The sequence below is a fragment of the Stutzerimonas stutzeri genome (assembly GCF_013522825.1).
GTDB classification, from domain to species: domain Bacteria; phylum Pseudomonadota; class Gammaproteobacteria; order Pseudomonadales; family Pseudomonadaceae; genus Stutzerimonas; species Stutzerimonas stutzeri_AK.
The window spans coordinates 43763-68749 of sequence record NZ_JAAMQZ010000029.1 but is presented as its reverse complement, the minus strand read 5'-3'; the positions used below and the strand labels follow the sequence as shown (position 1 = coordinate 68749).

The following is a 24987-nucleotide window of genomic DNA, read 5'->3' as shown; positions in this document are numbered from 1 at the left end:
GTGCTGCGGCGCTGCATGGCAGCCGGCCTAGTCAAGGGTGAAGGTTTCGCCGTCGACGCCAGCATCATCAAGGCGGATGCCAGCCGGCAACGTGGGGTGGCGGGAGATGAGGTCGATTGGAACGATCCAAAGCTCAGCAGCCGCGCAGTGCGCGAGTACCTCGAAGCCCTTGATGAAGAGGCGCTGGCTGAGGCTCTTCCCAAGAAAATTTCGCTCACAGATCCTCAGTCCCGTTGGACAGCAGCGCCAGGTGGGCCGGCCTTTTTTGCCTACTCCACGAATTACCTGATCGACACTGAGCACGGTGTGATCATGGACGTGGAAGCTACCCCGGCGCACCGTACCGCCGAAGTCGATTCGACTAGGACGATGGTCGAGCGTGTCAAAGCTCAGTTCGATCTCACACCGGAACGCCTTATCGGCGATACCGCTTATGGCACCGCCCCGATGCTGGCCTGGATGGTCGAAGAAAAGGACATCGAGCCGCATGTGCCGGTGTGGGACAAGACTGAGCGCAAGGACGACAGCCTCTCCAGTAACGACTTCCACTGGAACCAGGAGGCCAATGAATACCGCTGCCCAGCCGGCAAACCACTACGCAGTGAGTGGCGCGCCTTCACCCAGAAAAGATCGCGGGTGACCAAGGCCAACACCATCATTTATCGCTCCAGCCAAACCGACTGCACTACCTGTCCGCTGAAAGCGAAATGCTGCCCCAACACGCCGAATCGGAAGATCGTCCGCAGTATCCATGAGGCTGCCCGCGATGTGGCCAGGCGCATCGCCAAGACACCGGAATACCTCGTCTCTCGCTGCGAACGAAAGAAGGTGGAGATGCTGTTCGCCCACCTCAAACGGATCATGAAACTCGATCGTTTACGACTGCGCGGCCTGACAGGTGCCACTGACGAATTCACTTTGGCGGCGGCGGTGCAGAACCTGCGACGCATGGCCAAGCTTTTGCCTCAAGGGCCACCGCTCACGGGATAGGTACGCCTGCTGAGAGCAGAAACCTTCAAATTAACCCTCGGGCCTGAGCAAGGACGCTCAGCGAAACGCCGAAAGGCAACTGAAGTGGCTTGCAGCCACTTCGACAGCAGGCACACCTGATCTGCAGGCCGCCGCTAAACCTACTTTTTCAACAGAATCGGCCGACTGCAGCCGGTCACGACTGCCGATTGACTGAAAAAACACAATCAACAAGCACCAAGCCCATCATCTCCTATTGCGGCGAGTGACTAATAAGGTCACCAGCAGTAGCCGATTCCTCCTGGCCGCGAGATTCGCATAGCACCAGGCTCACCACATGTTCCGCTGACGTCGTCAGCGACATGCCAGGCCGCCTCGGTCTTAAAGGTTGCCCACGGTTTTCCGTGTGACCGACTCCGTTCGCACCGCATCCCTCACGCGAACAACTACCGGATCTCCGGTGGTGGATGCAGATGTCCTCAACCCACCGCGGGGTTACGCACCTCCGCATTGGGTCGGTGTGTCTTCGCTTTCTTGTTCCCAAGTCAATGGAGATTCACCATGACCAGCACTACTTCCAACCCGAAGTCGTACTTCGACATCCACACCTCGGGTATCGGATACATCCAGCGCGTCCGCGAAGTACCTGTAAAGGGCGGTCGGAAGGCTGTGCCATTTCTCGCATGCACTGTGGCGGCTCTCGTCGGGCCTGCCACTAACCCGACCCGGCGTTACTTTGATGTGCGGGTTTCCGGCGCTGAAGCCAAGCAACTCGTCCAGTCCTACATCGGTATTGATGATCCCCAGCAGCGGCCGCTGGTCAGCTTTCGTCTAGGAGATCTGTGGATCGATCCATTCCGTCGGCTTTCGGGCGATCCAGCTGCCAGCATGAAGGCCCGGCTACTCAAGGCCGAGTTACTGGAGCGCAGCGCCTTGGACGAAATGGAGTATTACGAGCTGCATACCCGCGGTATCGGATACTTGAACAATCCCAGGATAATTCCAAACGGCGGTGATCCATTTCTGTCGTGCTCAATCGCAGCCTTGGCCGGCCCGGTTGGCGATCCTGAATATCGCTATATCGAGACCACCGTCGCCGACGACAGCGCCCAGCACCTAGTGCAGCGCTGCATTCAGGCCGTTGAAGCGAAGAAGAAGGTGCTGCTTGCCTTCACGCTCAACGACATGAAGGCGGATGCCTACGTCCGTACCAAAGGCGAGCATGCTGGTGAAGTGAGCGGAAGCCTGAAGTCGAAGCTGGTTCGCGTCAGCCTGATCAAAGTCGACGGCGAAAAGGTCTATCCGCTAGAGCCCGAAGCCCCCGCTCCCGAAGACGTTCACGCGTCCGACAAGACGGTTCTCGCCGAGGACGACAACGGTGGCCCACAACCCACTGCCCTCATTTTGGCCCCTGTCGAGGAGCCCGCGCGGGTGGCTTCGTTCTGACCCACTGGGCCTAACCTAGGGCACGCGTCCCGCACCTTCCATGCCCCGGCACCTCGGTGTCGGCGGCATGCGCAGCTTACCTCCCGTTATCGCCCATCTTGGGGCTTTCTTTATCCCATGCAATCAGACGTGCCGGCCTTCCAACCCGCATGTGATTGCCGCATTTCTCAAGGAGAACGGCCATGCAACTCGCCTCTCGTTTCGCTTCGCGCTCGCCAATACTGCGCTCTGACCATCCACTTTCCGATGATCAGATTCGCGCAGTGGTACCGTCGATCTTCGCGGAAAACCCGCATGAAAGCCGATCCGAGCGATACAGCTACATTCCCACCGCCTCGGTGCTCACCGAACTGCGCGGAGAGGGTTTCCAACCTTTCATGGTGTGCCAAACCCGCGTGCGCCACGAGGACCGCCGCGAATTCACTAAGCACATGGTTCGCCTTCGCCACGCCAGCCAGATCAACGGCAACGAAGCGAATGAAATCATCCTCCTAAACTCGCACGACGGCACCAGCAGTTACCAGATGCTGGCCGGTATGTTCAGGTTCGTCTGCCACAACGGCTTGGTCTGCGGTAACACCCTCGCCGATGTCCGCGTACATCACAAAGGCAATGTCGCCGAGCACGTAATCGAAGGTGCCTATGAGGTCTTACACAGCTTCGAACAAGTGCAGGAGTCTCGCGACGCGATGCGCCTCATCACCCTGGACGAAGGCGAGCAGGAACTACTGGCCCGCTCTGCATTGGCGCTCAAGTACGACGCGCCGAACAAGGCGACGCCAGTCACCGAGGCTCAGATACTGATGCCTCGCCGCTTCGGCGACGGTGGCAGTGACCTGTGGTCCACGTTCAATCGTATTCAGGAAAACCTCCTCAAAGGCGGTTTGAACGGGCGCAGCGCCCATGGCCGCCGCCAGAGCACCCGGCCAGTCCAAGGCATCGATCAGAACCTGCGGCTCAACCGAGCACTGTGGATGCTGGCCGAAGGCATGCAACAACTGAAGGCCTAAGTGCCACGCGGACCTCGCCCTCAGGCGTGGTCCGCCATTCTCTATTCAATGCGTGCTCAGCACCCCGGGGACCGAGGAATCTCACACCCATCGCAAGGAGAGCAGCCATGCAGCCGCACGCCCTAAAACACAGATGCTGGAACATCGGTTTGCATTGGCCATGGCGTGCGGCATGTGATTGCTGGTCGCCTCACTCTCCACACTGCTGACCGGTCTGGATGCGCGCAGCGGGGATTTTCAATAGACCGCTTCGCCCGACGGATCGTTGGCTAGCGGGTCTCCAGTTCGGCCCGTACCGACTTCGTTCTCGATGCGCTGGAGCAGGCCTTGTATGCCCGTCGCCCAGTCGATCAAGGTGGCCTCATCCATCACAGCGGACGCGGCGCCCAGTATGTTTCCCGCTACACCGAGCGCCTGGCTGAAGCGGGCGTTGAGCCGTCAGTGGGCAGCGTCGGCGACTCCTATGACAATGCCTTGACTGAGACCGTCAGCGGGCTGTACAAGGCCGAAGTGATCCACCGGCGGTCATGGCAGAGCCGCGAGACGGTGGAACTGGCAACGCTGGAATGGGTGGACTGGTTCAACCATCGACGATTGCTGGCGCCCATCGGGAACATACCGCCCGCGGGAGCCGAAGCGATCTACTATCGGCAATTTATCGAGTCTGCCCAAGCGGTATGACTCACACCAAAGAGCCTCCGGAGAATGCGGGGCGGTTCAGGTCGGTAGTGGCGGCAGTCTGTTGTTTCACGCCGGTGCTGGTGGTTCTGTTTGGAGCAATCGGCCTATCCGCCTGGGTAGGCTACCTGGACTACGTACTGTTTCCGGCGCTCGGCGCCTTCATTGCGCTGACCCTTTATGCCCTGCACAAGAAGCGTAAAGCCGAGGCCTGCTGCACAGCCGATTCGAATACGGGAGAAAAGTGATGATCGAACTCCAGGTGGAGGGCATGACCTGCGGATCGTGCACGGAGCACGTCAAACAGGCATTGGAGCAGGTGGCGGGTGTGCGCTCGGCGAGTGTTTCCTATCCGCAGGGGCTGGCAGCGATCGCGACCGATGGCCATGTGGGCTTGGAGCCGCTTATCGCGGTGGTCACCGCACTCGGTTATCGCGCGCGGGGCGCCGACGGCTCTGCCGGTCCATTCGACCAGGCGTCGGGCTGGTCGGGTCGGGAAACTACACAGGCGGGCGATGAGCAATCGCTGCACGTTGCCGTCATTGGCAGCGGCGGCGCCGCCATGGCGGCCGCGCTCAAGGCGGCGGAAGGTGGTGCCCGCGTCACGCTGATCGAGCGCGGCATCATCGGCGGCACCTGCGTCAACGTGGGGTGCGTGCCCTCCAAGATCATGATTCGCGCCGCCCATGTAGCCCAGCTGAGGCGCGAGAGTCCGTTCGACGCCGGGCTGTCGGCCACCACGCCGGTCGTCCTGCGCGAACGGCTGCTCGCCCAGCAACAAGGTCGCGTCGACGAGCTGCGCCATGCCAAATACGAAAGCATCCTGGAGTGTACCCCGGCCATCACCGTGCTGCGCGGCACCGCCCGCTTCAGGGATGGCCGCACGCTCAGCGTGGAACTGGCCGAGGGCGGCGAGCGCATCCTTGCCTTCGACCGCTGCCTGATTGCCACCGGCGCGAGCCCGGCGATTCCGCCGATTCCAGGCCTTAAGAACACGCCCTACTGGACCTCGGACGAGGCGCTGGTGAGCGACAGCACTCCCAAACGTTTGGCCGTGATCGGTTCCTCGGTGGTGGCGCTGGAACTGGCGCAGGCATTCGCCCGCCTGAGCAGCAAGGTCAGCATCTTGGCGCGCCACACGCTGTTCTTCCGCGAAGACCCAGCCATCGGCGCAGCGCTGACGGCGGCCTTCCGTATGGAGGGCATCGAAGTGCTGGAGCACACGCAAGCCAGCCAGGTGGTCTACGCCGACGGCGAGTTCGTATTGAGCACCAACCACGGCGAACTGCGCGCCGACCAACTGCTCGTCGCCACCGGCCGCACGCCCAATACCCAAGGCATGAATCTGCAAGGCGCCGGCGTGAACCTGGATCAGCGCGGTGGCATCCAGATCGACACGGGCATGCGCAGCAGCGCCCCCGATATCTATGCGGCAGGTGACTGCACCAACCAGCCGCAGTTCGTCTATGTCGCGGCGGCGGCCGGCACTCGGGCGGCGATCAACATGCTTGGCGGCGAGGCGACACTCAATCTTGGTACGATGCCGGCCGTGGTATTCACCGATCCGCAGGTGGCCACCGTCGGTTACAGCGAGGTGGAAGCGCACCACGCGGGCCTCGAAACCGACAGTCGCACGCTGAGCCTGGACAACGTGCCACGCGCGCTGGCCAACTTCGACACCCGTGGTTTCATCAAGCTGGTCGCCGAAGCGGGCTCCGGCCGGCTGCTGGGCGTGCAAGCGGTGACTCCAGAAGCAGGCGAGATCATCCAGACCGCTGCCATCGCCATCCGGGCGCGGATGACGGTGCAGGAACTGGCCGACCAACTATTCCCCTACCTGACCATGGTCGAGGGATTGAAGCTGGCGGCGCAGACCTTCACCAAGGACGTGAAGCAACTGTCCTGCTGCGCGGGTTAAGGGAAGACCGGACCGTGCCAGGAGACGAGAGCCAAGGCTGTTGCATCAGTGAGATCGCAACAGCCGAGGAGGTGGAGAGTGGACACCCGCATCACCACAGCTTGCGGCGCCGGGACGCAGACCGAAGGGGCCAGCGCGGAGCGATTGCGTAGTGGCGACCGAGAGGCATTCACGGCCCTGGTGCGTGAGCATCATCAAGCACTACGGACGCTGGCTGCCTGCATCGTCGGCGAAGCCTGGGCCGACGATGCGTTGCAAGAGGCCTGGCTCGCCGCCTATCGGACGCTGCCCTGGTCCGAAGGGCGGGCCAACCTCAAGACATGGCTCTGGGCAATAGTGCGTAACCAGGCACTGGCCCGGCTGCGGCGGGAGCGGCGCTACGTGCCCTGGGCGGCGATGTTCCCGGAAGCAGACAGCGGCAAGAGCCTGCGCTTCGACGCGGCCGATCCCTGGCCGACGACTCCGGGCCCCTGGCATCAGGAGCGGCCGGAAGCGCTGTTGTGCTCCGCCGAGTCGGCCCAGTGTCTGGGCCGCGCCATCGCCGCGCTGCCGGGTGCGCAACAGCGCGCCTATCGGCTGCGCGAGATGGAGGGCCTGGAACTCGACAATATCGCCGAGGGCATGGCGACCTCCAGCGGCAACGTGCGCGTGCTGCTGCACCGGGCCCGCTCCGCGTTGAGGCGTGTGCAGTTCGATGCTGCATAGTGGAAACCTCATTCATGGCGCGATGGATTCGTTTAGGCTAGGTTTTACCCGTGACCCATTCGCCGCTTTCTCATCTTTCAAGAAAGAATTTCTAAGCGTCTTCGTAGCTGCGGCTGCTCGCCCATTCCAAGTCATACTGCACTTCAAGGTGAAAGGCCTCATAGAGTCGCCAGGCCTTCTGGCTGGCTTGCTCCAAGGCCTTCTCCACCCCGGCTTCTGTGAGGGGTTTACTGACATCAGGCTGGGCTGGGAGCTGTTCACGAAGCGACGCGAGCTTCACATAGACGGCATAAGCAGCATCGCGACTCTGGGCGGCATGCCCTTCGGCAATTTTGCCGTCCAATCTAGACATCAACTGTTCTATCTCTGTTGTCTCAACGTCAGTCACAAGCTACGCGTCTCCGTTTGGGAAATGAGGGGCGTTGTCGATTCGGCTGGTCAGGCTTTCAATGCCAGAATTCGGCGCGCACCGTTCAGCACGATGAGACCAACGACCGTACCAATCACCAAATCTGGATAGGGAGAACCGGTCCACGCAACCAAAGCACCTGCGGCAATAACGCCAATATTCGCGATCACATCGTTGGCCGAAAAAATCCAACTCGCTTTCATGTGTGCACCGCCTTCGCGATGGCCATAGATCATCAACAGACAGCTGACGTTCGCGACGAGTGCAAATAAGCCAATCCCCATCATCAGCATCGACTCAGGTTCGCTGCCATACATGAAGCGTCTAACCACCTCCACGAGTACCCCCAGAGCCAATACGATCTGGACGATACCCGCCAGGTGCGCAGCGCGAACCTGCAGCTGCGCAGCTCGACCGACCGCAAAGAGAGCCAGGCCATAGACGGCTGCATCAGCAAACATGTCCAGCGAGTCGGCGATCAGGCCCGTCGACTGAGCGATCAAGCCCGCGCCCAACTCGATGACAAACATCGCGGCATTGATACCGAGCAGGATTTTGAGCGTGCCGGCCTCCTTGGAAGCAGTCAGCTCTTCACTGGCGCTATTGGTCGAAGCTGCTTCCTGGCTGGCCGGTTGAGTGCCGAGAAGCGTTGCCCCTAAACCAAGCGACTCCAGCTTGGTCGCGATTTGGTCAACCGGACCGTCATGGAAAGCGCGTACCTGTCTGCTGCTCAGATCAAAGGACAACGAATTGAGCTCAGGCAAGCCATTGAGCGCGAGCCGAATCATTCGCTCTTCTGAAGGGCAATCCATCTTGGGCACAGAAAAACTGCTGACCCAGGTTCCTTCCTTCGAAGGCGCGGTTGCCGCTTCAGTGGTTGCCGCCTCAGGGCCACAGCCACGGGATGTATCACAAGAACTCATGATTCGCCTCTCCTATAGGACTTAATGCTACCGATTAAAAACCATGTAGTAGCTATAGGGTCAAGCCTGGATATACTGGCCCTTTTACCAAGGGACAGACCATGCGCATCGGCCAACTTGCACAGCAGGCTGGGGTGGACATTCAGACGATTCGTTTTTATGAACGTCAGGGGCTGCTTCCACCGCCTAATCGTGAGGACAATGGCTATCGAACCTATAAAGCAGACCATGCGGACAAACTGCTGTTCATTCGTCGATGCCGCTCTTTTGGCATGTCACTGGAAGAAATTGGTGTTTTGCAGAGCTACCAAGAACAGCCGCAGCAACCCTGCGTTGCGGTCAATGAGCTCCTTGATAGACATATCACCCAGGTCAGGAACCAGATTGCGTCCTTGCAGGTCTTGGAAAGCCAACTGGTGACGTTGCGGGGCTGCTGCGATAACGGACGACAAAGCCTGGACTGCGGGATACTTTCGGGCCTGCTGGGGGGCGACAAACCTCTTTTATGATTTCGGCTTCAAGTCATTTTTCGCGTCGCCTCAATCCATAGCGCTTGACCCTATAGCGGCTATAGGGTGTTCACTTAGGCCATCTGCTGCGTAAGTGAGATCCAGATGAATACCGCTCTCCGCATTGCCATCGATGAGGCCTTCTACCAAGCGAGGAAAGCACTCAAAGAACAGACGCCAACCGAGGCTTTCTCCTGGCTGGAGCGAGCCCACATATTGAACCAGCGAATGCCTATTCTTCATGCTCAGAGCCATTGGCTGATGCTAAGGGCTGGCTGGCAGTTGCGCGACTTTCGGGAGGTGCTCAGCCAAGTACCGCGAATCATAGCGGCCCTGCTGTTCTCGAAGATCTGGGTGCCGCTCGGAAACAGCGGACGCGCCAGGGTCAGTGCTTTTGCGCCGATGCCCATCTCACCGGAGCTGCAGAGACTTCTTCAAGGAGAAACGCGATGAGCTCGTCTCCTAGAAGGTTACTTTTTGTTGCTCCCTGGTTCTGGTGGATGCTATCGCTGACCATTGCCTCGGCCGACCAAGCGTTGAAGAGCGCAATCACGGGTTCGCTCCCGGTCGGCACCGTGACTCCTCTCACCCCGTTTTTCAATCTGGTTCATTTCTGGAATACCGGTGCAGCGTTCAGCTTCCTGGCTGACGCGGGCGGTTGGCAGCGTTACTTCTTCATCGTTATAGCTCTGGTCGTTTCGATGGTGCTGGCTCTGGTATTGCGTAAAACCAGAGCCAACAGCGAAGCCTTAGGCTATAGCCTTATCTTGGGCGGGGCAGTTGGGAATCTGATTGATCGCGCATTTCGAGGCCATGTAATCGACTACTTGGATTTTTACTGGCAGTCCTGGCATTGGCCTGCGTTTAACCTGGCAGATACTAGTATCGTCGGTGGTGCCGCCATGTTGATCCTGAGCAGTTTGCTGAGCCCAAATGCGGAAGCTGGCCGAGTCAAAGAATGAAAGGCTCGCCCTCAACGGATACGGTGCGCTGGACAGGCAAGGCCTGGGTAGGGCCCGGCATCGGCATCTTTCATGGCCGTGCCGGCCCCCAGGAGTGGCACCACCATCAGGCGCATCAGATTTCAGTGGGCCTCGACTCACCTGTATCGGTTGAAACCCCGTTGGGCATTCAAACAGGGGCAGCCATCTTCATAGCCGCGGGCCTGAAACACCGACTTAGTGCTGGACGAGTTCTGTCGATCTATCTGGATGCACTATCCGATGAAGCCCCAACTATGCGTATGCGGGGTACCGAAGAAGCGAGAGTGATTGTGATCGCCCCGACGGACGTATTGGCGATTATCGACGTGCTGCGCGAGACAGGACACACCGCACTCCAGGTTAGGGCGGGGGTGCGTCAGGCACTGCGGCTACCCGATCCACCGATTCCAGATCCTCGCTTGACCAAGGTGATAGAGGCGCTGCGTAGAGGTCAAATGGGACGCGACGGAATGGCCGAGTTGGTGCATTTGTCTCCTACACGATTTTCCCATTGGTTCGTGGAACAGACAGGCTTGCCGCTGCGCAGCTATGCGAAATGGTTACGTCTCACACAAGCCCTACAGCATCTAGCCAAAGGGGGGCTGCTCATCGAAGCGGCCCATGAGGCGGGCTTTTCTGACTCGTCGCATTTCTCCCGGACATTTAAGGCGCTACTGGGCATCGATCCTTCCTCCGCCCTGGCTGAAGTCGATCTTCAGGAATCGTAGCTCTTTCGTTCAAGCTGAAAACGGACCATCCCACATACAGTCATGGCTCCCTCTTCAGGAGCTGAGCGATGTCTATCTCCCTGCGATTCGCCATCCGGTGGCTGAGCTATCCACTAGTGTTTGGCAGTTGTACCGCCTTCATGGTCTGGGCACTGTATGCAGGAATACCGTATTGGCCCACCACCCTCATAGTCTCCGCGGCGGGGATGCTACTCATTGCTGGCTTGGAGCGCATCCAGCCTTTTCGGCGAGCCTGGCTGGAAGATCATCAGGACACCCTGACGGATCTGCTGCACATGCTGGTGAACCTGTCTGTCATTCAATTCACTGCGGAGTTCCTGGCCGAGTTAGGCGATGCGGTACCGGCTTCGATTCGGCTCTTCCCGATCGAGAGCCCATTGTGGTTGCAATTGCTACTAGTCGCCGCCGTGCTCGATTTGAGCCTGTATGTGATGCACCGCATCAGCCACCGCGTGCATTGGTTGTGGCGCTTTCACAAGATCCATCACAGCGCTGAGCGGCTCTACTGGATGAACGGAGAACGCCGACATCCTCTGCATGCGGCGTTGATGGCCGGGCCGGGGCTGGTGGTTTTGCTCATATCTGGAGCTCCGCCTGCCGTAGTCGCAACGTGGTTCGGCATCCTAACCGTCCATCTGGCCTTTCAGCATGCGAACCTGGACTACAGCGTGGGTTGGCTGCGGCATGTGCTCGGGGTTGCTGAGGTCCATCGTTGGCACCATAAGCGCGACTTCGAAGATGCCCAGGTCAACTTCGGTGAGTTTTCAACCCTGTGGGATCGGATGTTCGGAACCTTCTACGACAGCGCCGGGAAGCTGGGCGACGCTGACGTTGGGTTGCATGAAAAGGACTACCCCAGAAATTATTTCGGGCAATTTATTGATCCTCTTCGTCCAACATCTGCTTACCCGGCCGGTCACAAATCTTCACAGCAGGATGAAAGCGCAACACGTAGCTAGAACGGGTGGAATCTCAACGGAGAAAGCGATGCCAAATATACCGCGTGACACCGGATTGGATAGTACTTGTGCATTCTTGCGAGATCCCTATCGATTTATCTCCGCGCGCAGTCAGTTTCATCAATCGCCTGTGTTTCAAACTCGCTTGATGTTACAGAAAACTCTGTGCCTAACAGGTGCCAAAGCGGCTCGTTTGATCTGCGATCCTGACCGATTTGTTCGCCAGAACGCTGCGCCCAAGCGACTGCAAAAGACCTTATTCGGTCAAGGCGGAGTTCAAGGTTTGGACGGTGATGCGCATCGTCACCGAAAGGCCCTCTTCATGGGAGTGCTCACAGCCGGTAGCGTGCAGAAATTAGCTGAGTTGAGCGAGGTTCGTTGGCGAGAGTATGCGCAAACTTGGCGTCCCGGTGAGTCAATCGTCCTCTACGATATTGCTCGCGAAATTTTGTGCCGCACCGTGTGCGAATGGGCCGGTACTCCACTCGCTGAAAGAGATGTTCAGCAATGGACTCAAGATCTTGCAGCACTTTATGAGCACGCCGGCGCGATCGGTCTCCAGCACTGGCAGGCACGACGGGCGCGTCGCCGATTGGAACAGTGGGCGGCAGAGCTCATTGAACCCACTCGTGCTGCTCTCCCTACACCAGAGCAATCGCCTCTTGAGCGCATCGCCCATTACAAGGATCAGCAGGGACAGCCGTTGGACCTACATACCGCATCAGTGGAACTGCTGAATTTGCTACGGCCGACGGTAGCCGTCTCGGTATTCATAACCTTTGCAGCGCTAGCGCTGCACAAACATCCGGGTTGTCTGAAGAACCTGCAATCGGGGAATGAAAATTATGTTCGTTGCTTTGTGCAGGAAGTGCGGCGCTTTTATCCGTTCTTCCCAGCGGTCAGCGCTCGCGTGAGAGAAGATTTTCTATGGGAAGGATATGCCTTCGGAAAGGACACTCTGGTTCTATTGGATTTATACGGAACCAATCATGATTCCCGCCTCTGGGAGGACGCAGATGACTTCAAGCCTGAGCGTTTTCGGTCCGACTTTCCGTCGCTATACTGCTTCATCCCGCAAGGACCAGGCGACCCGCATGTTAACCATCGCTGTCCAGGAGAAGGCGTTGCCGTCGCATTGATGAGCGTTGCGGCCCGCTTTCTGGCTCGCTCGCTCCAATACGAGATTCCCGAACAAGATTTATCGATTACCTGGGACAGAATGCCGGCACTTCCCCGAAGCCACTTCGTCATGCGGAATGTGCAAATTACAACATAAGTTTGCCGTTTAACGAAGCGAGTCTCGCCCATCCCCAGATATGAATGGTGGGGCATGGCGTTAAGCTGCACAGAGCAACCTCGGCAATCGGGATACTCAGAATAAACTGTTCACAGTCACTCCCCCAGTTGCGTCACTTCCGAAGGGCGTTATGACTTATTGTCGGCTGGTATCGTCCAGATTCAGCGCAACAGGCAGGTCAGTCGGCGCCAGGCAAACGCCCTCGTCACTGCAGGCTTGCACCCGTACAATCATTTCGAGCCTGCCTACCTTTTCCAGCACGGCGGTCTGTTTTTCGTCGGGCCGCAGCCGAATACTTGCACCGTCGTCATACACCTCAAGGGCGGTGTCACCCAGCACAATGTCGCTGAGCCGGCCGCGCGGGTACTGCGTCGGGATTTCAAGCGCCTGGCCGTTGACTGAAGAACTGACGACGGTGGGAATCAGGAACTCTATGGAGGCCGGGTTTGCATTCACGTGCCAGCCCGGTTCAATGTTCAGTGTTAAAACGAAATCACCCGTCTTTCCCGCCATTGCTGCGTCGCCGTTCGAAAGAGTGAGGCGGACCTTATCAGCTGAATTTGCCAACCCTGTTCGGGCCGGAACCGGGGCTTCAAGACCGGCACGTTCAGTCTGGGCAGCGTCGAGGTTGTTTCCGTTGGTGTCGATAAACATGAACGCAGCGATCGCGATCAGAAAAACCACTACTCCAGCCAGCAATCCTTTGTGTCGAATCACCATAATTGGTCTCCAGTATCTAAGGTTGTGGGTTTCCGGTGCGATTGATAGCTTCGACCAAGCTGTCGGTGTCAAAAAGCCCCGTGAAACGGGCGATAACGGTGCCGTCACGGTCAACGACCACTGCGAAGGGTAAGGCCTGCCCGCCGATCGCAGTTAATAGCGCATCTTTTTCAGGATTGCTCGCTGTCACGTCAACTTGTATAGGCACCATCTGGGTGCGCCGCACGGCTTTGGCCACGGTGGGCTCCTGGTAGACCGTGCGCTCAAGTATCTTGCAGTTGATGCACCAGTCGGCGGTGAACTCCAGCAAATAGGGTGTGCCCCGGGCTTTTGTCTCCGTCAGTAGTTTTGCGGAGTAGGGTTGCCAGACGAATTTATCTTCGCTGCTGCCCAGCGGGGATGCGAATTCCACAGTCATCGCAAGGGCAAGGCCTGCCGCCGTTGTGGTAATCACACGCACGGTACCATTACCCTGGACGAAACGGCGGGCTCCCCACGCCAGCACCAGTGCCAGCCAAGACCACCATAGCCAGGGATAAACCGCTTTGGGCACCAGGCTCGCGCTGAAGAAGACGGCTGCGGCCAGCAAGACCAACGCGAGCACTTCTCGAATGGCCAGGGTCCAGGGCCCCGCCTTGGGCAACCGGCTCAGCCACTCGGGTTTGAGCATCAATGCTGCGTAGGGCAGCGACAACCCCAGCCCGATACTGCCGAATATCCCCATAATTACCGGCGCCGGCTGGGTGACGGCAAAGGCTAGGACTCCGCCTAGGAAAGGACCCGCGCAGGGAGCGGCCAAAATTGCACTCAATAACCCCGACACGAATGCCTCAAAGTAACGCCGGCCATGGGCCGAGGCGGCGAACGCTGGGATCGGGATGGGCAGATCCAGCCAGGTGACCACCGCAAACCCGACCAACAAGGCAACAAGGACACCAACGAACACTGCGGACTGAAACAAAGTGCCCCAGCTCCACTGCAGAAGTGCGGTTAGTCCGCCCAGCGTCAAGAAAAATGCGAGTGTTCCTGCAGTGAACGCCAATGCGGCCAGCACGCGGTGCGATCGTTGGCTGCCCGCCTCTCGTAAGATTGTCCGGACCTTAATAGGAATCGCGGGCAAAACGCAGGGCGTCAGGTTGAGCAGCAAACCTGCCACGGTCGCCATTAATAGCTGGCCGGCGATGAGTAGAGAGGACATTTGATCCATCACTCAGCTATTCCCAGCCCCTTCCCACGCCTCCTGACTGGAAACTCCGGTCTGCCCCCGCCATTGGCCGCTTGCATCCTTAAACAGCAGATTTTTTGAGTGCTCATATCTCATCTCCATATAGACGCCGCCCTCTGAGTTGCTGGCAAACGTCAGCTATCGGAACCATTATCGCATCGGCTTCAGGCTTCAGGCATCACGCAGAGCTAAAATGACATTAAAGAATTTACACAGGCGAGGCAGAAGCTTGGTTAGCCACTCTGGGTACGCTAAAAATCTAACGGTTTCCCGTTTTCATACGACGAGGCAATAATTAAATGTAAGTCCGTTCACGTTGAGGCCCACAGTCGCTCAACGAGCAGCTGCACGCACCGAGATAGAGTGGCGAGCTTCATGTACCCAACCGATGATATTGGCGAATTCGACGAAGCAGGAGCAAGCCGAGTCCGAGAGAGATCACGCCAAGGACAGGCCAATCCCGCCAGCGCACATAAGGGGTCGCGCCAGTTCTGGGGGTCACTTCGGCACTGAGGGTGGCTACGCGGAATTGAGGAGCACGCGTAAGGACCTTTCCTTCGTAGCTGACAGCTGCTGTGATGCCGGTGTTCGTGGCTCGCAGTAGGTCACGTCCGGTTTCGATGGCACGCATGCGAACCATCTGGAAGTGCTGGAAAGGGCCCATCGAGCTGCCGAACCAGGCATCATTGCTGACATTCACCAGCAATTGCGCTTCGGGCAGAAGTTCCGTGACTTCAGCACCAAAGACCGCCTCGTAGCAGATGAGTGCCCCGACGGGCACACCCGCTGCGTTAAGGACGTGCGCTTCCCGTCCTGGTGTGAAATCGGACATGGGCGCCCCAAGCACATCGAGGGCCGAACCCAAGAAGTCCCGGAGCGGAACATATTCACCGAATGGCACCAGGTGGCGTTTGTAGTAGGGCCTTGCGGGATCTGAGAGGCTTATCACCGCATTGTAGGTGCGACCGTCCGCCTCGCGTATCGGGACGCCAATCATTAACGAGGTGCCGGCCTGATCGGCTAACGCCTCGAGCTCAGCAAGATATTCTCTAGCCTGGTCATGCCACATAGGGATTGCCGCTTCTGGCCAAATCACAATGTCGGCCCCGAGATGCTGCTTCGTAAGCGCCTGATAACGGTCAAGCGTGATTCCGCGGGAATCCGGGTCCCATTTTCTGTCTTGCGCGATGTTTCCTTGCAAGAGGGCAATATTGATAGGGTCAGCGACTGGCTGCGTCCACTCACGATCCAGGAACTGCAAGCTGGCGAGAGTAGCGGTTAACACGGCACCGGCTACCGCTGCACGGCGCAGGCTTGGACCTAAAATAACCCACGCCAGCCCGCCAGCGAGCAAGGCCACCAGAAAACTCACGCCAAGCACACCAAAGACAGGCGCGATAGTTGCGAGTGTGGTGTCTGTCTGGCTGTAGCCGATAAAGAGCCAGGGAAAGCCGGTTAAGAACCAAGTGCGCATCCATTCACTCAAAACCCATGCCGCTGGTAGCCCTAGCCAGAGCGCCGTCGCACCCATCTCAGGGTGCAGGCGGCGTACGAGATACGCGACGCCCCATGGAAAGAGGGCGAGCAGCGAGACAAAGGCTGCTGTAGCTAACATCCCCACCACGGGGCCATTGCCGTACTGGCTAATGCTGACGAAGACCCAGGAGACACCTACGCCGAAGTAACCAATGCCAAAGAGGTAGGCCGACCATAGCGCCTGACGCCTTGAAGGTTGCGCGGTCAGGGCAAACAATGCGGCCAGAGCGACCACCGCAAGCCATGCCCAGCCCACAGGGGCAAAGGCAAGCGGCATGGTGCCTCCGGCAAGCAAAGCCATCACCCTCGTTAGAAGAGTCTTGTAGCGCATTCCCGTGGATAGGTCGAAGGGTAGCGCGCACTTATCACCCAATGCTCTCGCCTCCGAAATCAAGATCAACCCTGTGGCTCATGCTTTCTTGCTCCGCTCAATTCAATTCCATCACTCCATTCCGCGGGCTGACCAGGGTGGCAAACTGAATGCTTCTGGACTCGACTCGGTGCGCCGTAAGCTGGGAGCTGCTGCTTCGTATTCAGCAGCAAGACAATGATTATGAGAAACAGCCTTGCAATACCGCCCTCCAAGCTCGCTGATACCAAATGAACAGGACGAAGCTGCCATGAAAACCAAAGGCGCGACGTGCCAGCGCCGCACCGATAGCGGTTAGCGTGTTAGCGGTAGGGCATGATGCCACGCTCTAAAACCGAGCGGCTACAGGCGATGGCAGGATTAGTTGACCACTACACCCCCAGCGAAAACATGAAGGCGCGCTGGAACCAGCACAACACCACTAGATGCCTCGCTATTACCTCGCCGATGAACAGCACCGAGAGGGCCGAAACCAGTGGCACAAGCCAGGCACCCATCATTTTCGCTCGCCTATCCGCCTCAGCTCCCTGAGACAGTTTTCAACAGCGCATTGGTGGGTCGCGGGGATAGGCGCAATACTCACGCTGGCACGTTTCAGCGAGGCATTTCTTGTATTGCGCGCGCAACAATTAGGATTCTCCGCCACCTGGGTGCCCTTGGTTATGGTCGTAATGGCGGGGTTCTACATGCTGTCTGTCTATCCAGTAGGAAAATGGTCCGATCGCGTCAGTCGCACCGCATTGCTGAGTGTCGGTCTGCTGCTGTTGATTCTGGCCGATTTGGTGTTGGCTTGAAATCGAAGATGGGATCATTAAAAGCCTTATAGACACTATAAGGTCAATAACGCAGAGCCGATGAGGATTCACACGATGCGCATTGGTCAGTTAGCAAGGCTAATAGAGATTGATACACAGACGATCCGCTTCTATGAGCAGCAGGGCTTGCTGCCACCGCCTGATCGCCAGGCGAACGGCTATCGTGTCTACACCGAGAAGCATGGCGAGCGGCTAGCCTTCATCCGGCGCTGCCGCATCCTGAATCTGTAACTCCCAGAGATTCACGCACTCCAAAGCTACCAGGATGACCCTCGCCAGCCTTGTACGGCCGTTAAGGATGGTCTGAAGTAGCCATGCATTTCTGGCTGAATTCAGCGCCTACCGATTTTGAAAGTGGCCACTCGATCCAAAACACTCAAGTCAGTCGCACTTTTCTATCTTTTTCGCTACCGCGAGCGCTTCGCAGCAGTCATTTTCCGCATTACAGGCGTACCTCTCCTGCGCTGGCCAGCAAATGTCGGCGGGCCATCCACAGATTCGACAGGGCAAACAGCGTCACCATCTGCGCAGTATTCTTGGCCAATCCGCGGAAGCGCACCTTGGTGTAGCCGAACTGCCGCTTGATCACGCGGAATGGATGCTCAACCTTCGCCCGCACCTGAGCCTTGGCTTTCTCAATCTTGCGGATCGCTTTGTACAAGGCACTGCGCTTGCCATGCTTCTTACTAGGTGCTGCGTCGGGCCGCGACCTGCCAGATGACTCGGCGGCCTTCATGTTCAGGGCGTTTTTCGACTCCGGTATAACCAGCGTCGGCACACACTACGTTTTCCTCGCCGTGCAGCAGTTTGTCGACCTGGGTGATGTCCGCGACATTGGCGGCGGTCACCACCACGCTGTGCACCAAGCCCGATTCTTCGTCGGCACCGATGTGCGCTTTAGCGCCGAAGTAATACTGGTTGCCCTTCTTCGTTTGATGCATCTCCGGGTCACGCTTACCGTCCTTGTTCTTGGTCGAACTGGGTGCGTGGATCAGCGTGGCATCGACGATGGTGCCCTGGCGCAGCGACAGACCCCGGTCACCCAGGTAGCCATTGATCACCGCCAGAATCCCAGCCGCCAACTCGTGTTTCTCCAGCAGGCGGCGGAAGTTGAGGGTGGTGGTTTCGTCGGGAATGCGCTCCAGGCTCAGGCCGGCGAACTGGCGCAGGATGGTGGTCTCGTACAACGCTTCCTCCATCGCTGGATCGCTGTAGCCGAACCAGTTCTGCATCAGGTGCACACGCAGCATCGCCAGCAGCGGGTAGGCCGGACGACCACCTTCGCCCTTCGGGTAGTGCGGCTCGATCAAGGCAATCAAGCCCTTCCACGGCACCACCTGGTCCATCTCGATCAGGAACAATTCCTTGCGGGTCTGCTTGCGCTTGCCGGCGTACTCGGCGTCGGCGAAGGTCATCTGCTTCATCGGGAAACTCGGGCAACGGGATCGGCGTATTTCACCAGATTCAGGAAGTCTTCTTCAGGGTTTCCTTAATGCCTTGCTCGATGAACACATTTCTCAAGTCAGGTCGCAGATAACCGCCCGGCAGTCACTCGAACGACACTCGTTTCACTGCGGGCTAATTGCAACGATGGGCGGGAAGTTGAGGCTTGCGGCATTCTCGCCGGCATTAGCGAGAACGCATGCACTAAATGAATGGTGTTGGGAACTTACTGGCCCGTTAGCCGTTGTTTACACCAACCGGGGCGCTCAAAAACTCGACCGTATGGATATTCCCATCAGGAGACTTAATCTTCATCTCGTACGTTTGAACTTTTCCGTTAGCTCCATAGTTCTGAATCATTCCGGTCGTACCGGTCATTCCTGCGGGTGCTATACTCAGCACTTTACCTTCTTTTAAAAGCATTTTTAGAGTGGGCTTTGTTACTGACGCACTGTCAACGCGCTGCATTGTTAGTTCCCCCCCGCCTTCTGCCACTGCGAGCGAAGAAGCAAAAGCGAAAAAGAACGGTAGAATTACTTTAGCAGGGCGGCTCATTATTACACCTCTTGGTTAGTTGATAATTTATATTATAGGTTTGACCCTTACCAGAAGATGATCTTTGCATTACAAAGGCGTAATTAACCCTCGCTTTTTGCTGATCCGACCCTATTTGAAAACTCATCATTATTGTAGACCACCCTACGCTTCGATTAGGCCTGACCGTGAGCAGGTGACGGTCGCGCTTATAATCATACTTGACCATGCTGGTGGCATTAACGGTCTGGCCCGCCAACTTCTGGTCCATGGCCATGTTCACCTTTTGCGACCCAGTCGGGATGCCGTTCATAGTCTGTGCATCGACGACATGTCGGTCAGCGCAACTCCCCCGTCGGCAACTTGCACGATAGGCGGAAGTTGAGGCTGTGAATTCTCGCCAGACGCATGCATTACATGTATGGCGTTGGGCTCGTGGGAGTGGATACCAAGCCGAGATCCACTTTAGATAGTCGCTCGTCGCGTAGTTTGACAGTACCTTTCGCAGTGACGTTTGTCTCCATGCCGTATCACTTTGAATCAGGCATGCCGAGGAAAGGTGAGTTCGAACGTGGTCCGACCGTCTTTGCTGGCGACGGCCACGTGGCCTTTGTGGAGGTTCATCACTGAACGGACAATCGCTAGCCCCAAGCCTGCTCCACGAGGTTGTATGCCGTTCACGCGGTAAAAGCGGTCGAACAGGTGTGGGAGATGATCCGATTCGATAGTCGCGCCATGATTGGTGACAGCCAGCGAGACGATGTCTACGTTCTCCTCAAGGATCTTAAATTCGACCGTGCTGCCATTATTCGAATGCCGCAACGCGTTGGATAACAGGTTGGAAATGGCCCGTTGGACCATAAGCCGATTTCCTAAAACCACGGCATCGCCCGTTACTGTCGTTGCGACTCCCGCTTCTTCGGCGAGGACTTCGAAGTATTCACATACGCGCCTCGCCTCACTTCCTAAGGATAATTGTTCGAGCTTCAGTGCCGGGCTGGAGTGGCTGGCCTGGGCGAGAAACAGCATGTCTGACACGATTCGATCCATGCGTTCGAGCTCTTCGACCGACGATTCGAGCACTTCGCGATACTGCTCTTTGCTTCGCTCTCGTACCAAAGTCACCTGCGCCTTGCCTATTAGGTTGTTCAACGGAGTTTTCAACTCATGGGCCACATCGTCCGAGAACTGTGTCAGTTGCTGAACGCCGTCATCGAGTCGATGAAGCATTACGTTGAGGCTGTGCGCCAATGTCTGGAGCTCTTGTGGGAGCCGATCGCTACAGATTCGGGGTGATAGGTCCTGTGTCGATACCTTAGTCGCCAACGCCCGGAACTTGCGCAGCGGTCGCAAACCATTTTGAGCGATTAGCCACCCAGCCAATCCGATTAATATCAGTAGCATCGGCACGGTCACTAAGGCCGAGCGCAGGAAAGCAGCCACCAGCCGTTGATCGGCACTGCGGTCTTGCGAAAGTAAAAGCGTCATTGGAGCCAGTCCCGGGACTTGGATTTGCTTGCGCCCGCTTAGCATCTGCACCCCATCTTTCGTTGTCCAGCCAAGATAGTCGCCGTCCCTGCTCACAAGATCCAGCTGCTGCAGCTCTTTGGCGAAGCGGCCGATACTGAAAATGTGTGATTTCGCTGTATCGCCGATGACTGTAATCGAAAGGTTGTCATGGCCGAGTACCGTATCGCTCAGTACGTGTTGCCAGGAACGGCCCATACGGGGTTTGGTGTCTTCGAGGAGTCCATGATCGATCTGCGAGAGCTTGGCCGTCACTTCCTCCTGGGCGCGCAGTTCCAGTTGGCGCACCAGTACCCAGTAGCTCAGTGCAATCAGCAGCGCGACCAAAGCGGCGCCGGTAAGTGTGATTTGAAGCGCGAGACGCGATGCGAGGCTGAGTGGCTTCAAGGCCGCGCCTCCAGCACGTAGCCCACACCCCGGATGGTGTGTATCAGGCGATCGCCGAAGGGTTCGTCCACTTTCATCCGCAGGCGACGAATCGCAACATCCACCACATTGGTGTCGCAGTCGAAGTTGATGTCCCACACCAGGGCAGTTATTTCGGTACGCGTGAGGACTTCGCCAGTCCGGCGCATGAGCAGATGCAGTAACGCAAATTCTTTGCTGGTGAGATCAATACGCTGACCATTCCGGTAGGCCCGATGCCGGCTTGGGTCCAGTTCGAGGTCGGCTACACGCAGGTTGCTTGGAAGTGCGACTGCCTCGCCTCGCCGCAACAGTGACCGGATACGAGCGAGCAGCTCAGGGAACTGAAACGGCTTGACCAGATAGTCATCAGCACCCAGCTCCAAACCGCGGACTTTTTGCTCTAAGCGACCATTGGCGGTCAGCATGATGACGCGTGTCTGCTTACGCCGCCTGATGAGTTCGAGCACCTCCCACCCATCCATGGTTGGCAGATTCACATCCAGTAGCACGATGTCATAGTCGTTCTGCAGTGCCAGGTGAAATCCATCGAGCCCATCACTTACGCAATCGACGATGTACCCACATTCGATAAGACCCTGCTGCAGATATTCCGCAGCTTTGATCTCGTCTTCTACAACCAGAATGCGCATGTTTTCAGGTAACTCGGCAAGGGGGTGCGTGGTAAGCGGAACCAAAAATAATCCATGTAGTAACTATAAGGTCAAGACGAAAGAGGTTTGGCTCTAGCGTGAAAGGCAGAGGCGAAATGATCTGCACAGGGAAGCGGGAAGCACTTTAACGCGGTAAAAGTCCTGCGGGGCTGTCTTGCAAATTTGTAATCTACCGGTCATTTGGTTGACCCGCAGCCCAAGGAGGTGCACTTAAGCAAAAAAAGGCGCCCTACGGGCGCCTGAAACACATCTTCAAACCAAGGGAGCACAAAAAGAAGATGTGGTGTTGCTCGTAGTGCTTCACAGGATCGAGAGCGGGTACTCGGCGATGAATCGAACCTCATTGAGGTCGGACTCGAAAGCAGTCGCCCGTGTTGTAGCCTGGCGCACCCGCAGAGAGAGGTCCTTGAACGAGCCTGTCTGTACAACGTAGCGTGCTTCGACGTCGCGTTCCCAGCGCTTCTGTCCGGTCAGAGGCGCGCCGTTATCGTCTTGGCGCATGTATACCTCATTTGCGTTGCTGTAATCGGCGCCCCAGCCGCGGGCGTAGCGAGTCATGAACGTAAGCCCAGGTATGCCGTAACCCGCCATGTTTAGGTCATAACGCAGCATCCAGGACTGCTCTTTAGGTGAGTTGAAATCACTGTACTGGATGGAGTTGTTCAGGTAGATCGAGTCAGCCTGGCGCAAGTAGTCAAAGTCGTTGTTACCGTTGTTTCGCTGATACGACGCCGTGACGGTGTGCGCGCCGAAGGCGACACCCAGGCTGGAACTCCAGATGCTGTTATTAAACTCGCCCAGCAGTTTCCGACCTTCGTCGGTTGCCTTGTAGTAGTTGAAGCTGCCCAGCAGCACGACGGCATCGGAAAGCGGATAGGTGGCCGATAGACCGAAGTAATGTTGGTTCCAGGCTTCCTTGAGGCGGCTGGTATACAAGCTGAAACTGAGATTTTCGTTCACGCTATAGTCACCGCCCGCGTAGCCGAGCCAAGGGGCGTCGACGCCGCCGCCATAAAACGTGACGAAGTCATCGTTCGTGTTGCTGGTATTGGGCTGGCTCATCGCGTGCAGGCGGCCGCCCTGGAGGGTGAGGTCGTCCAGCGAGTTGTTCACAACGGTGACACCCTTGAAAGACTCCGGCAGCAGCCGTGCGTCACCAAAGTGCACGACGGGAGTAGCGGGAAATACATCGCCTGCCTTGATCTCGGTGTCCAAGAACCGTGCTTTCACGGCCCCCCCCACTCGAGAAAAGTCATCCTCGGCATCGCCGGCGCTATTGTAGGGGAGAAGATCGACGGTTCCGCCAGCACCGGAACGTCCTGATCCAGAATCGAGCTTGAGGCCGAGCATGGCGAAGGCGTCGACGCCGATCCCCACCGAGCCTTGGGTATATCCGGACTCGAAGAAGGCCATCAGCCCGTGAGCCCATTCCTCAGAGTAGCCATTGCCGGTTGCGCTCTCACCGTCGCGGAAATCTCGATTGAAATAGAAGTTGCGATTGATCAGCGATAGCGTGCTGCCTTCGATGAAGCCCTCCGCTGCTGTTTCCGATTGGGCAAAAACCGGGGCGCTGCCCAGTGCCAGTGAAAGGGCTGTCAGTGAAAGGGCGGCCTTTTTGCTCATGATGATGCTCCTGATATACCGCATGTCAGCGTTCGAACGACGCCTCTTGCCTTTTTGTTTTTAGCGCTTGGCCATGATCTCCCCCTACAAATGACCGCAGGATTAGCGGCAAATGACGATCTCGTAATCTGCAGCGGCGCAACCGCAAGCATTTCGTGGATTACAAATTTGTAATGTTGCGGTCACCCGGTCGATATCCGCCCTTATATAAAGTCACCGCCGTTTAGCCATCAGCTATCTGGCCGGTTTAGCGCGGCTGGAGAAACGCGATCGACAATAAGGGGGCACTGCCCGGCAGTGTTGCGTATGTACCAAAAGAAACGCTTGTATCTGCTTGCCAGCGGCCTGCTTGGGCTGGCACTGATGTCGCTTGAGGTGGGCGCGCAAGACGGCCTGACACTGGAGCGAGCCGTGTCCCTTGCGTATGAACGCAACCCAGAATTCTCCGCCGCGCGGGCGGAGATCGGTATCGCGAGCGGCCTCCGCCGCCAGGCTGCGGCCATTCCAAATCCGGAATTAGGATTCGAGGTGGAAGACACTCAGTCCGATCGCCAGACTCGCTCAATCACGATCACACAGCCAATCGAGTTAGGTGGCAAGCGCGGCGCTCGAATCGGTGTGGCGGACGCAAATCGATCGATGGTGGATGCCGACCTCGACGTTCGGCGTCAGGGGTTGCGTGCAGATGTGATCCAGGCATTCTTCGCGGCCTTGCGTGCGCAAGAAGGCATGCGACTGGCCGAGGCCTCTCTGTCATTGGCCGAACGGGCTGCTAAGGTCGCCGACGCACAGGTCGATGCCGGAAAAGTTTCGCCAGTGGAGGCGACGCGCGCCGACATGCAGCTGGCGACCGTACAACTGGACCTGCGGCGAGCACGACAAGAATGGGACAACGCTCGCCAGATGTTAGCGCGCATGCTCGGGACCGACGCACCGGATTTTGGCGATTTGATGGGCAGTTTCGAACACCTGCCAGAGGTGCCTAGCGAATCTGCACTCCTGGCGCGCGTGCGTGAGAGTGCCGATATGCGTAGAGCTCTGCGCCAAGTGGCCTTGAGTGAAGCCGAGCTGGGGCTTGAACGCAGCCAGCGCTACCCGAACATAAGCGTCAGTATCGGTAGCCAGTACGACGAAATCGAGCGTGAACGCATCAACCTCGTCGGCCTCTCTGTTCCGCTGCCTTTGTTTGATCGTAACCAAGGCAATGTTCTGGCGGCCGCACGGCGGGCGGAACAGGCGCGTGATCTTCGCAATGCGGCCGAGCTGCGTGTGCGTGCGGAGATCCAACAGGCCCTGCGCGACTGGCGCACCGCACTTGGGGACGTCGAGGAGATACGCAACCGGATTCTGCCGGCAGGACAGCGAACCGTGGAAGCGGCTACACGTGGCTTCAGCCTGGGCCGCTTCGCGTTCCTCGACGTGCTCGATGCACAGCGTGCGCTGATCGATGCACGCACGCGCTATCTGCAGTCATTGCAAGCCGTGGTCGACGCCTGGGCGCGTATCGAGCGGCTGTACGGACCTACTACTACCTTCGAATGACCGAAACGCCGCCATTAC

22 protein-coding genes and 6 pseudogenes are annotated in these 24987 nt (G+C 57.8%); 17 read left to right on the top strand and 11 right to left on the bottom strand.

Translation table 11 applies throughout. The features are described from left to right. The 7 genes and pseudogenes from G7020_RS17205 to G7020_RS17175 all read left to right on the top strand — a co-directional run. Nucleotides 1-990 (top strand): transposase (locus G7020_RS17205; RefSeq protein WP_181086366.1); only part of this gene is annotated, 990 nt, incomplete at its 5' end. Nucleotides 991-1530: 540 nt separating this feature from the next. Continuing rightward, entirely contained in the window at nucleotides 1531-2415 is an 885-nt protein-coding gene (locus G7020_RS17200) for a DUF3577 domain-containing protein (RefSeq protein WP_181086365.1), read from the top strand. A 182-nt stretch (nucleotides 2416-2597) separates the two neighbouring features. Further along, complete coding sequence (locus tag G7020_RS17195) at nucleotides 2598-3425, top strand: DUF932 domain-containing protein (protein WP_003291505.1); 828 nt, start codon at nucleotides 2598-2600, stop codon at nucleotides 3423-3425. Nucleotides 3426-3659: 234 nt separating this feature from the next. Further along, a pseudogene (locus tag G7020_RS17190) lies at nucleotides 3660-4106 on the top strand (DDE-type integrase/transposase/recombinase); the annotation flags it as partial. Continuing rightward, a complete protein-coding gene (merF, locus tag G7020_RS17185) occupies nucleotides 4103-4351 on the top strand; it encodes a mercury resistance system transport protein MerF (protein WP_181086364.1) in 249 nt (82 codons plus the stop codon). The pseudogene G7020_RS17190 and the gene merF, both read left to right, overlap by 4 nt. Beyond that, complete coding sequence (gene merA, locus G7020_RS17180; RefSeq protein WP_003291508.1) at nucleotides 4351-6021, top strand: mercury(II) reductase; 1671 nt, start codon at nucleotides 4351-4353, stop codon at nucleotides 6019-6021. The genes merF and merA overlap by 1 nt, the downstream gene beginning before the upstream one ends. 144 nt (nucleotides 6022-6165) lie before the next feature. Further along, nucleotides 6166-6726, top strand: a complete 561-nt coding sequence (locus G7020_RS17175) for an RNA polymerase sigma factor (protein ID WP_036998089.1) — start codon at nucleotides 6166-6168, stop codon at nucleotides 6724-6726. Nucleotides 6727-6817: 91 nt separating this feature from the next. Here the strand turns inward: G7020_RS17175 and G7020_RS17170 are convergent, their stop codons facing one another. After that, entirely contained in the window at nucleotides 6818-7114 is a 297-nt protein-coding gene (locus G7020_RS17170) for a hypothetical protein (protein ID WP_003291510.1), read from the bottom strand. Nucleotides 7115-7164: 50 nt separating this feature from the next. Beyond that, nucleotides 7165-8058, bottom strand: coding sequence for a cation transporter (locus G7020_RS17165; RefSeq protein WP_180983607.1), 894 nt, complete (start codon nucleotides 8056-8058; stop codon nucleotides 7165-7167). A gap of 101 nt (nucleotides 8059-8159) precedes the next feature. Between G7020_RS17165 and cadR the strand changes: the two genes are divergently transcribed. The 6 genes from cadR (at nucleotide 8160) to G7020_RS17135 (ending at nucleotide 12534) form a co-directional block, all read left to right on the top strand. After that, entirely contained in the window at nucleotides 8160-8567 is a 408-nt protein-coding gene (cadR, locus tag G7020_RS17160; protein WP_003291512.1) for a Cd(II)/Pb(II)-responsive transcriptional regulator, read from the top strand. Between the two features lie 105 nt (nucleotides 8568-8672). Next, the gene (locus G7020_RS17155; RefSeq protein ID WP_003291514.1) at nucleotides 8673-9020 is read left to right on the top strand and encodes a DUF3703 domain-containing protein; all 348 of its coding nucleotides are present in this window, start codon (nucleotides 8673-8675) and stop codon (nucleotides 9018-9020) included. Continuing rightward, entirely contained in the window at nucleotides 9017-9529 is a 513-nt protein-coding gene (lspA, locus tag G7020_RS17150; protein ID WP_003291516.1) for a signal peptidase II, read from the top strand. Before G7020_RS17155 ends, lspA begins: the two co-directional genes overlap by 4 nt. After that, a complete protein-coding gene (locus G7020_RS17145; RefSeq protein ID WP_169338845.1) occupies nucleotides 9526-10278 on the top strand; it encodes a helix-turn-helix transcriptional regulator in 753 nt (250 codons plus the stop codon). The genes lspA and G7020_RS17145 overlap by 4 nt, the downstream gene beginning before the upstream one ends. Nucleotides 10279-10346: 68 nt before the next feature. Beyond that, nucleotides 10347-11258, top strand: coding sequence for a sterol desaturase family protein (locus G7020_RS17140; RefSeq protein WP_003291227.1), 912 nt, complete (start codon nucleotides 10347-10349; stop codon nucleotides 11256-11258). A gap of 28 nt (nucleotides 11259-11286) precedes the next feature. Further along, nucleotides 11287-12534: a cytochrome P450 gene (locus G7020_RS17135; RefSeq protein ID WP_100209453.1), complete on the top strand. Its 1248-nt coding sequence runs from the start codon at nucleotides 11287-11289 to the stop codon at nucleotides 12532-12534. Nucleotides 12535-12690: 156 nt separating this feature from the next. Here the strand turns inward: G7020_RS17135 and G7020_RS17130 are convergent, their stop codons facing one another. The 4 genes and pseudogenes from G7020_RS17130 to G7020_RS24305 form a co-directional block, all read right to left on the bottom strand. Further along, nucleotides 12691-13275, bottom strand: coding sequence for a protein-disulfide reductase DsbD domain-containing protein (locus G7020_RS17130; RefSeq protein ID WP_003291224.1), 585 nt, complete (start codon nucleotides 13273-13275; stop codon nucleotides 12691-12693). Nucleotides 13276-13291: 16 nt separating this feature from the next. Then, nucleotides 13292-14482, bottom strand: coding sequence for a protein-disulfide reductase DsbD family protein (locus G7020_RS17125; protein ID WP_036998033.1), 1191 nt, complete (start codon nucleotides 14480-14482; stop codon nucleotides 13292-13294). A 391-nt stretch (nucleotides 14483-14873) separates the two neighbouring features. Next, nucleotides 14874-16337: an apolipoprotein N-acyltransferase gene (gene lnt / locus G7020_RS17120; protein ID WP_080573168.1), complete on the bottom strand. Its 1464-nt coding sequence runs from the start codon at nucleotides 16335-16337 to the stop codon at nucleotides 14874-14876. A gap of 369 nt (nucleotides 16338-16706) precedes the next feature. Further along, a pseudogene (locus G7020_RS24305) lies at nucleotides 16707-16906 on the bottom strand (disulfide bond formation protein B); the annotation flags it as partial. On the opposite strand from G7020_RS24305, the pseudogene G7020_RS17115 reads away from it, so the two are divergent. Next, a pseudogene (locus tag G7020_RS17115) lies at nucleotides 16874-17197 on the top strand (MFS transporter); the annotation flags it as partial. The pseudogenes G7020_RS24305 and G7020_RS17115 sit on opposite strands and share 33 nt — an antisense overlap. 78 nt (nucleotides 17198-17275) lie before the next feature. After that, a pseudogene (locus tag G7020_RS17110) lies at nucleotides 17276-17515 on the top strand (MerR family transcriptional regulator); the annotation flags it as partial. Nucleotides 17516-17663: 148 nt separating this feature from the next. Here G7020_RS17110 and G7020_RS17105 read toward each other — a convergent pair. Further along, nucleotides 17664-18567: pseudogene (locus G7020_RS17105) on the bottom strand (IS5 family transposase). Between the two features lie 142 nt (nucleotides 18568-18709). Between G7020_RS17105 and G7020_RS17100 the strand changes: the two are divergent. Continuing rightward, nucleotides 18710-18876, top strand: a pseudogene (locus G7020_RS17100) (Cd(II)/Pb(II)-responsive transcriptional regulator); the annotation flags it as partial. 25 nt (nucleotides 18877-18901) lie between these two features. Here the strand turns inward: G7020_RS17100 and G7020_RS17095 are convergent. The 4 genes from G7020_RS17095 to G7020_RS17080 all read right to left on the bottom strand — a co-directional run bounded on the left by G7020_RS17095 (nucleotide 18902) and on the right by G7020_RS17080 (nucleotide 23427). Then, complete coding sequence (locus G7020_RS17095) at nucleotides 18902-19219, bottom strand: co-regulatory protein PtrA N-terminal domain-containing protein (protein WP_003291217.1); 318 nt, start codon at nucleotides 19217-19219, stop codon at nucleotides 18902-18904. Between the two features lie 519 nt (nucleotides 19220-19738). Continuing rightward, nucleotides 19739-21112 (bottom strand): heavy metal sensor histidine kinase, encoded by a 1374-nt coding sequence (locus tag G7020_RS17090; RefSeq protein WP_181086363.1) that lies wholly within the window; start codon nucleotides 21110-21112, stop codon nucleotides 19739-19741. Beyond that, nucleotides 21109-21783: a heavy metal response regulator transcription factor gene (locus tag G7020_RS17085; protein WP_003279674.1), complete on the bottom strand. Its 675-nt coding sequence runs from the start codon at nucleotides 21781-21783 to the stop codon at nucleotides 21109-21111. Before G7020_RS17085 ends, G7020_RS17090 begins: the two co-directional genes overlap by 4 nt. Before the next feature lie 321 nt (nucleotides 21784-22104). After that, nucleotides 22105-23427, bottom strand: coding sequence for an OprD family porin (locus G7020_RS17080; RefSeq protein ID WP_003291213.1), 1323 nt, complete (start codon nucleotides 23425-23427; stop codon nucleotides 22105-22107). Nucleotides 23428-23733: 306 nt separating this feature from the next. On the opposite strand from G7020_RS17080, the gene G7020_RS17075 reads away from it, so the two are divergent. Beyond that, nucleotides 23734-24969, top strand: coding sequence for a TolC family protein (locus G7020_RS17075; protein ID WP_003291211.1), 1236 nt, complete (start codon nucleotides 23734-23736; stop codon nucleotides 24967-24969). The last annotated feature ends 18 nt before the right edge of the window (nucleotides 24970-24987 follow it).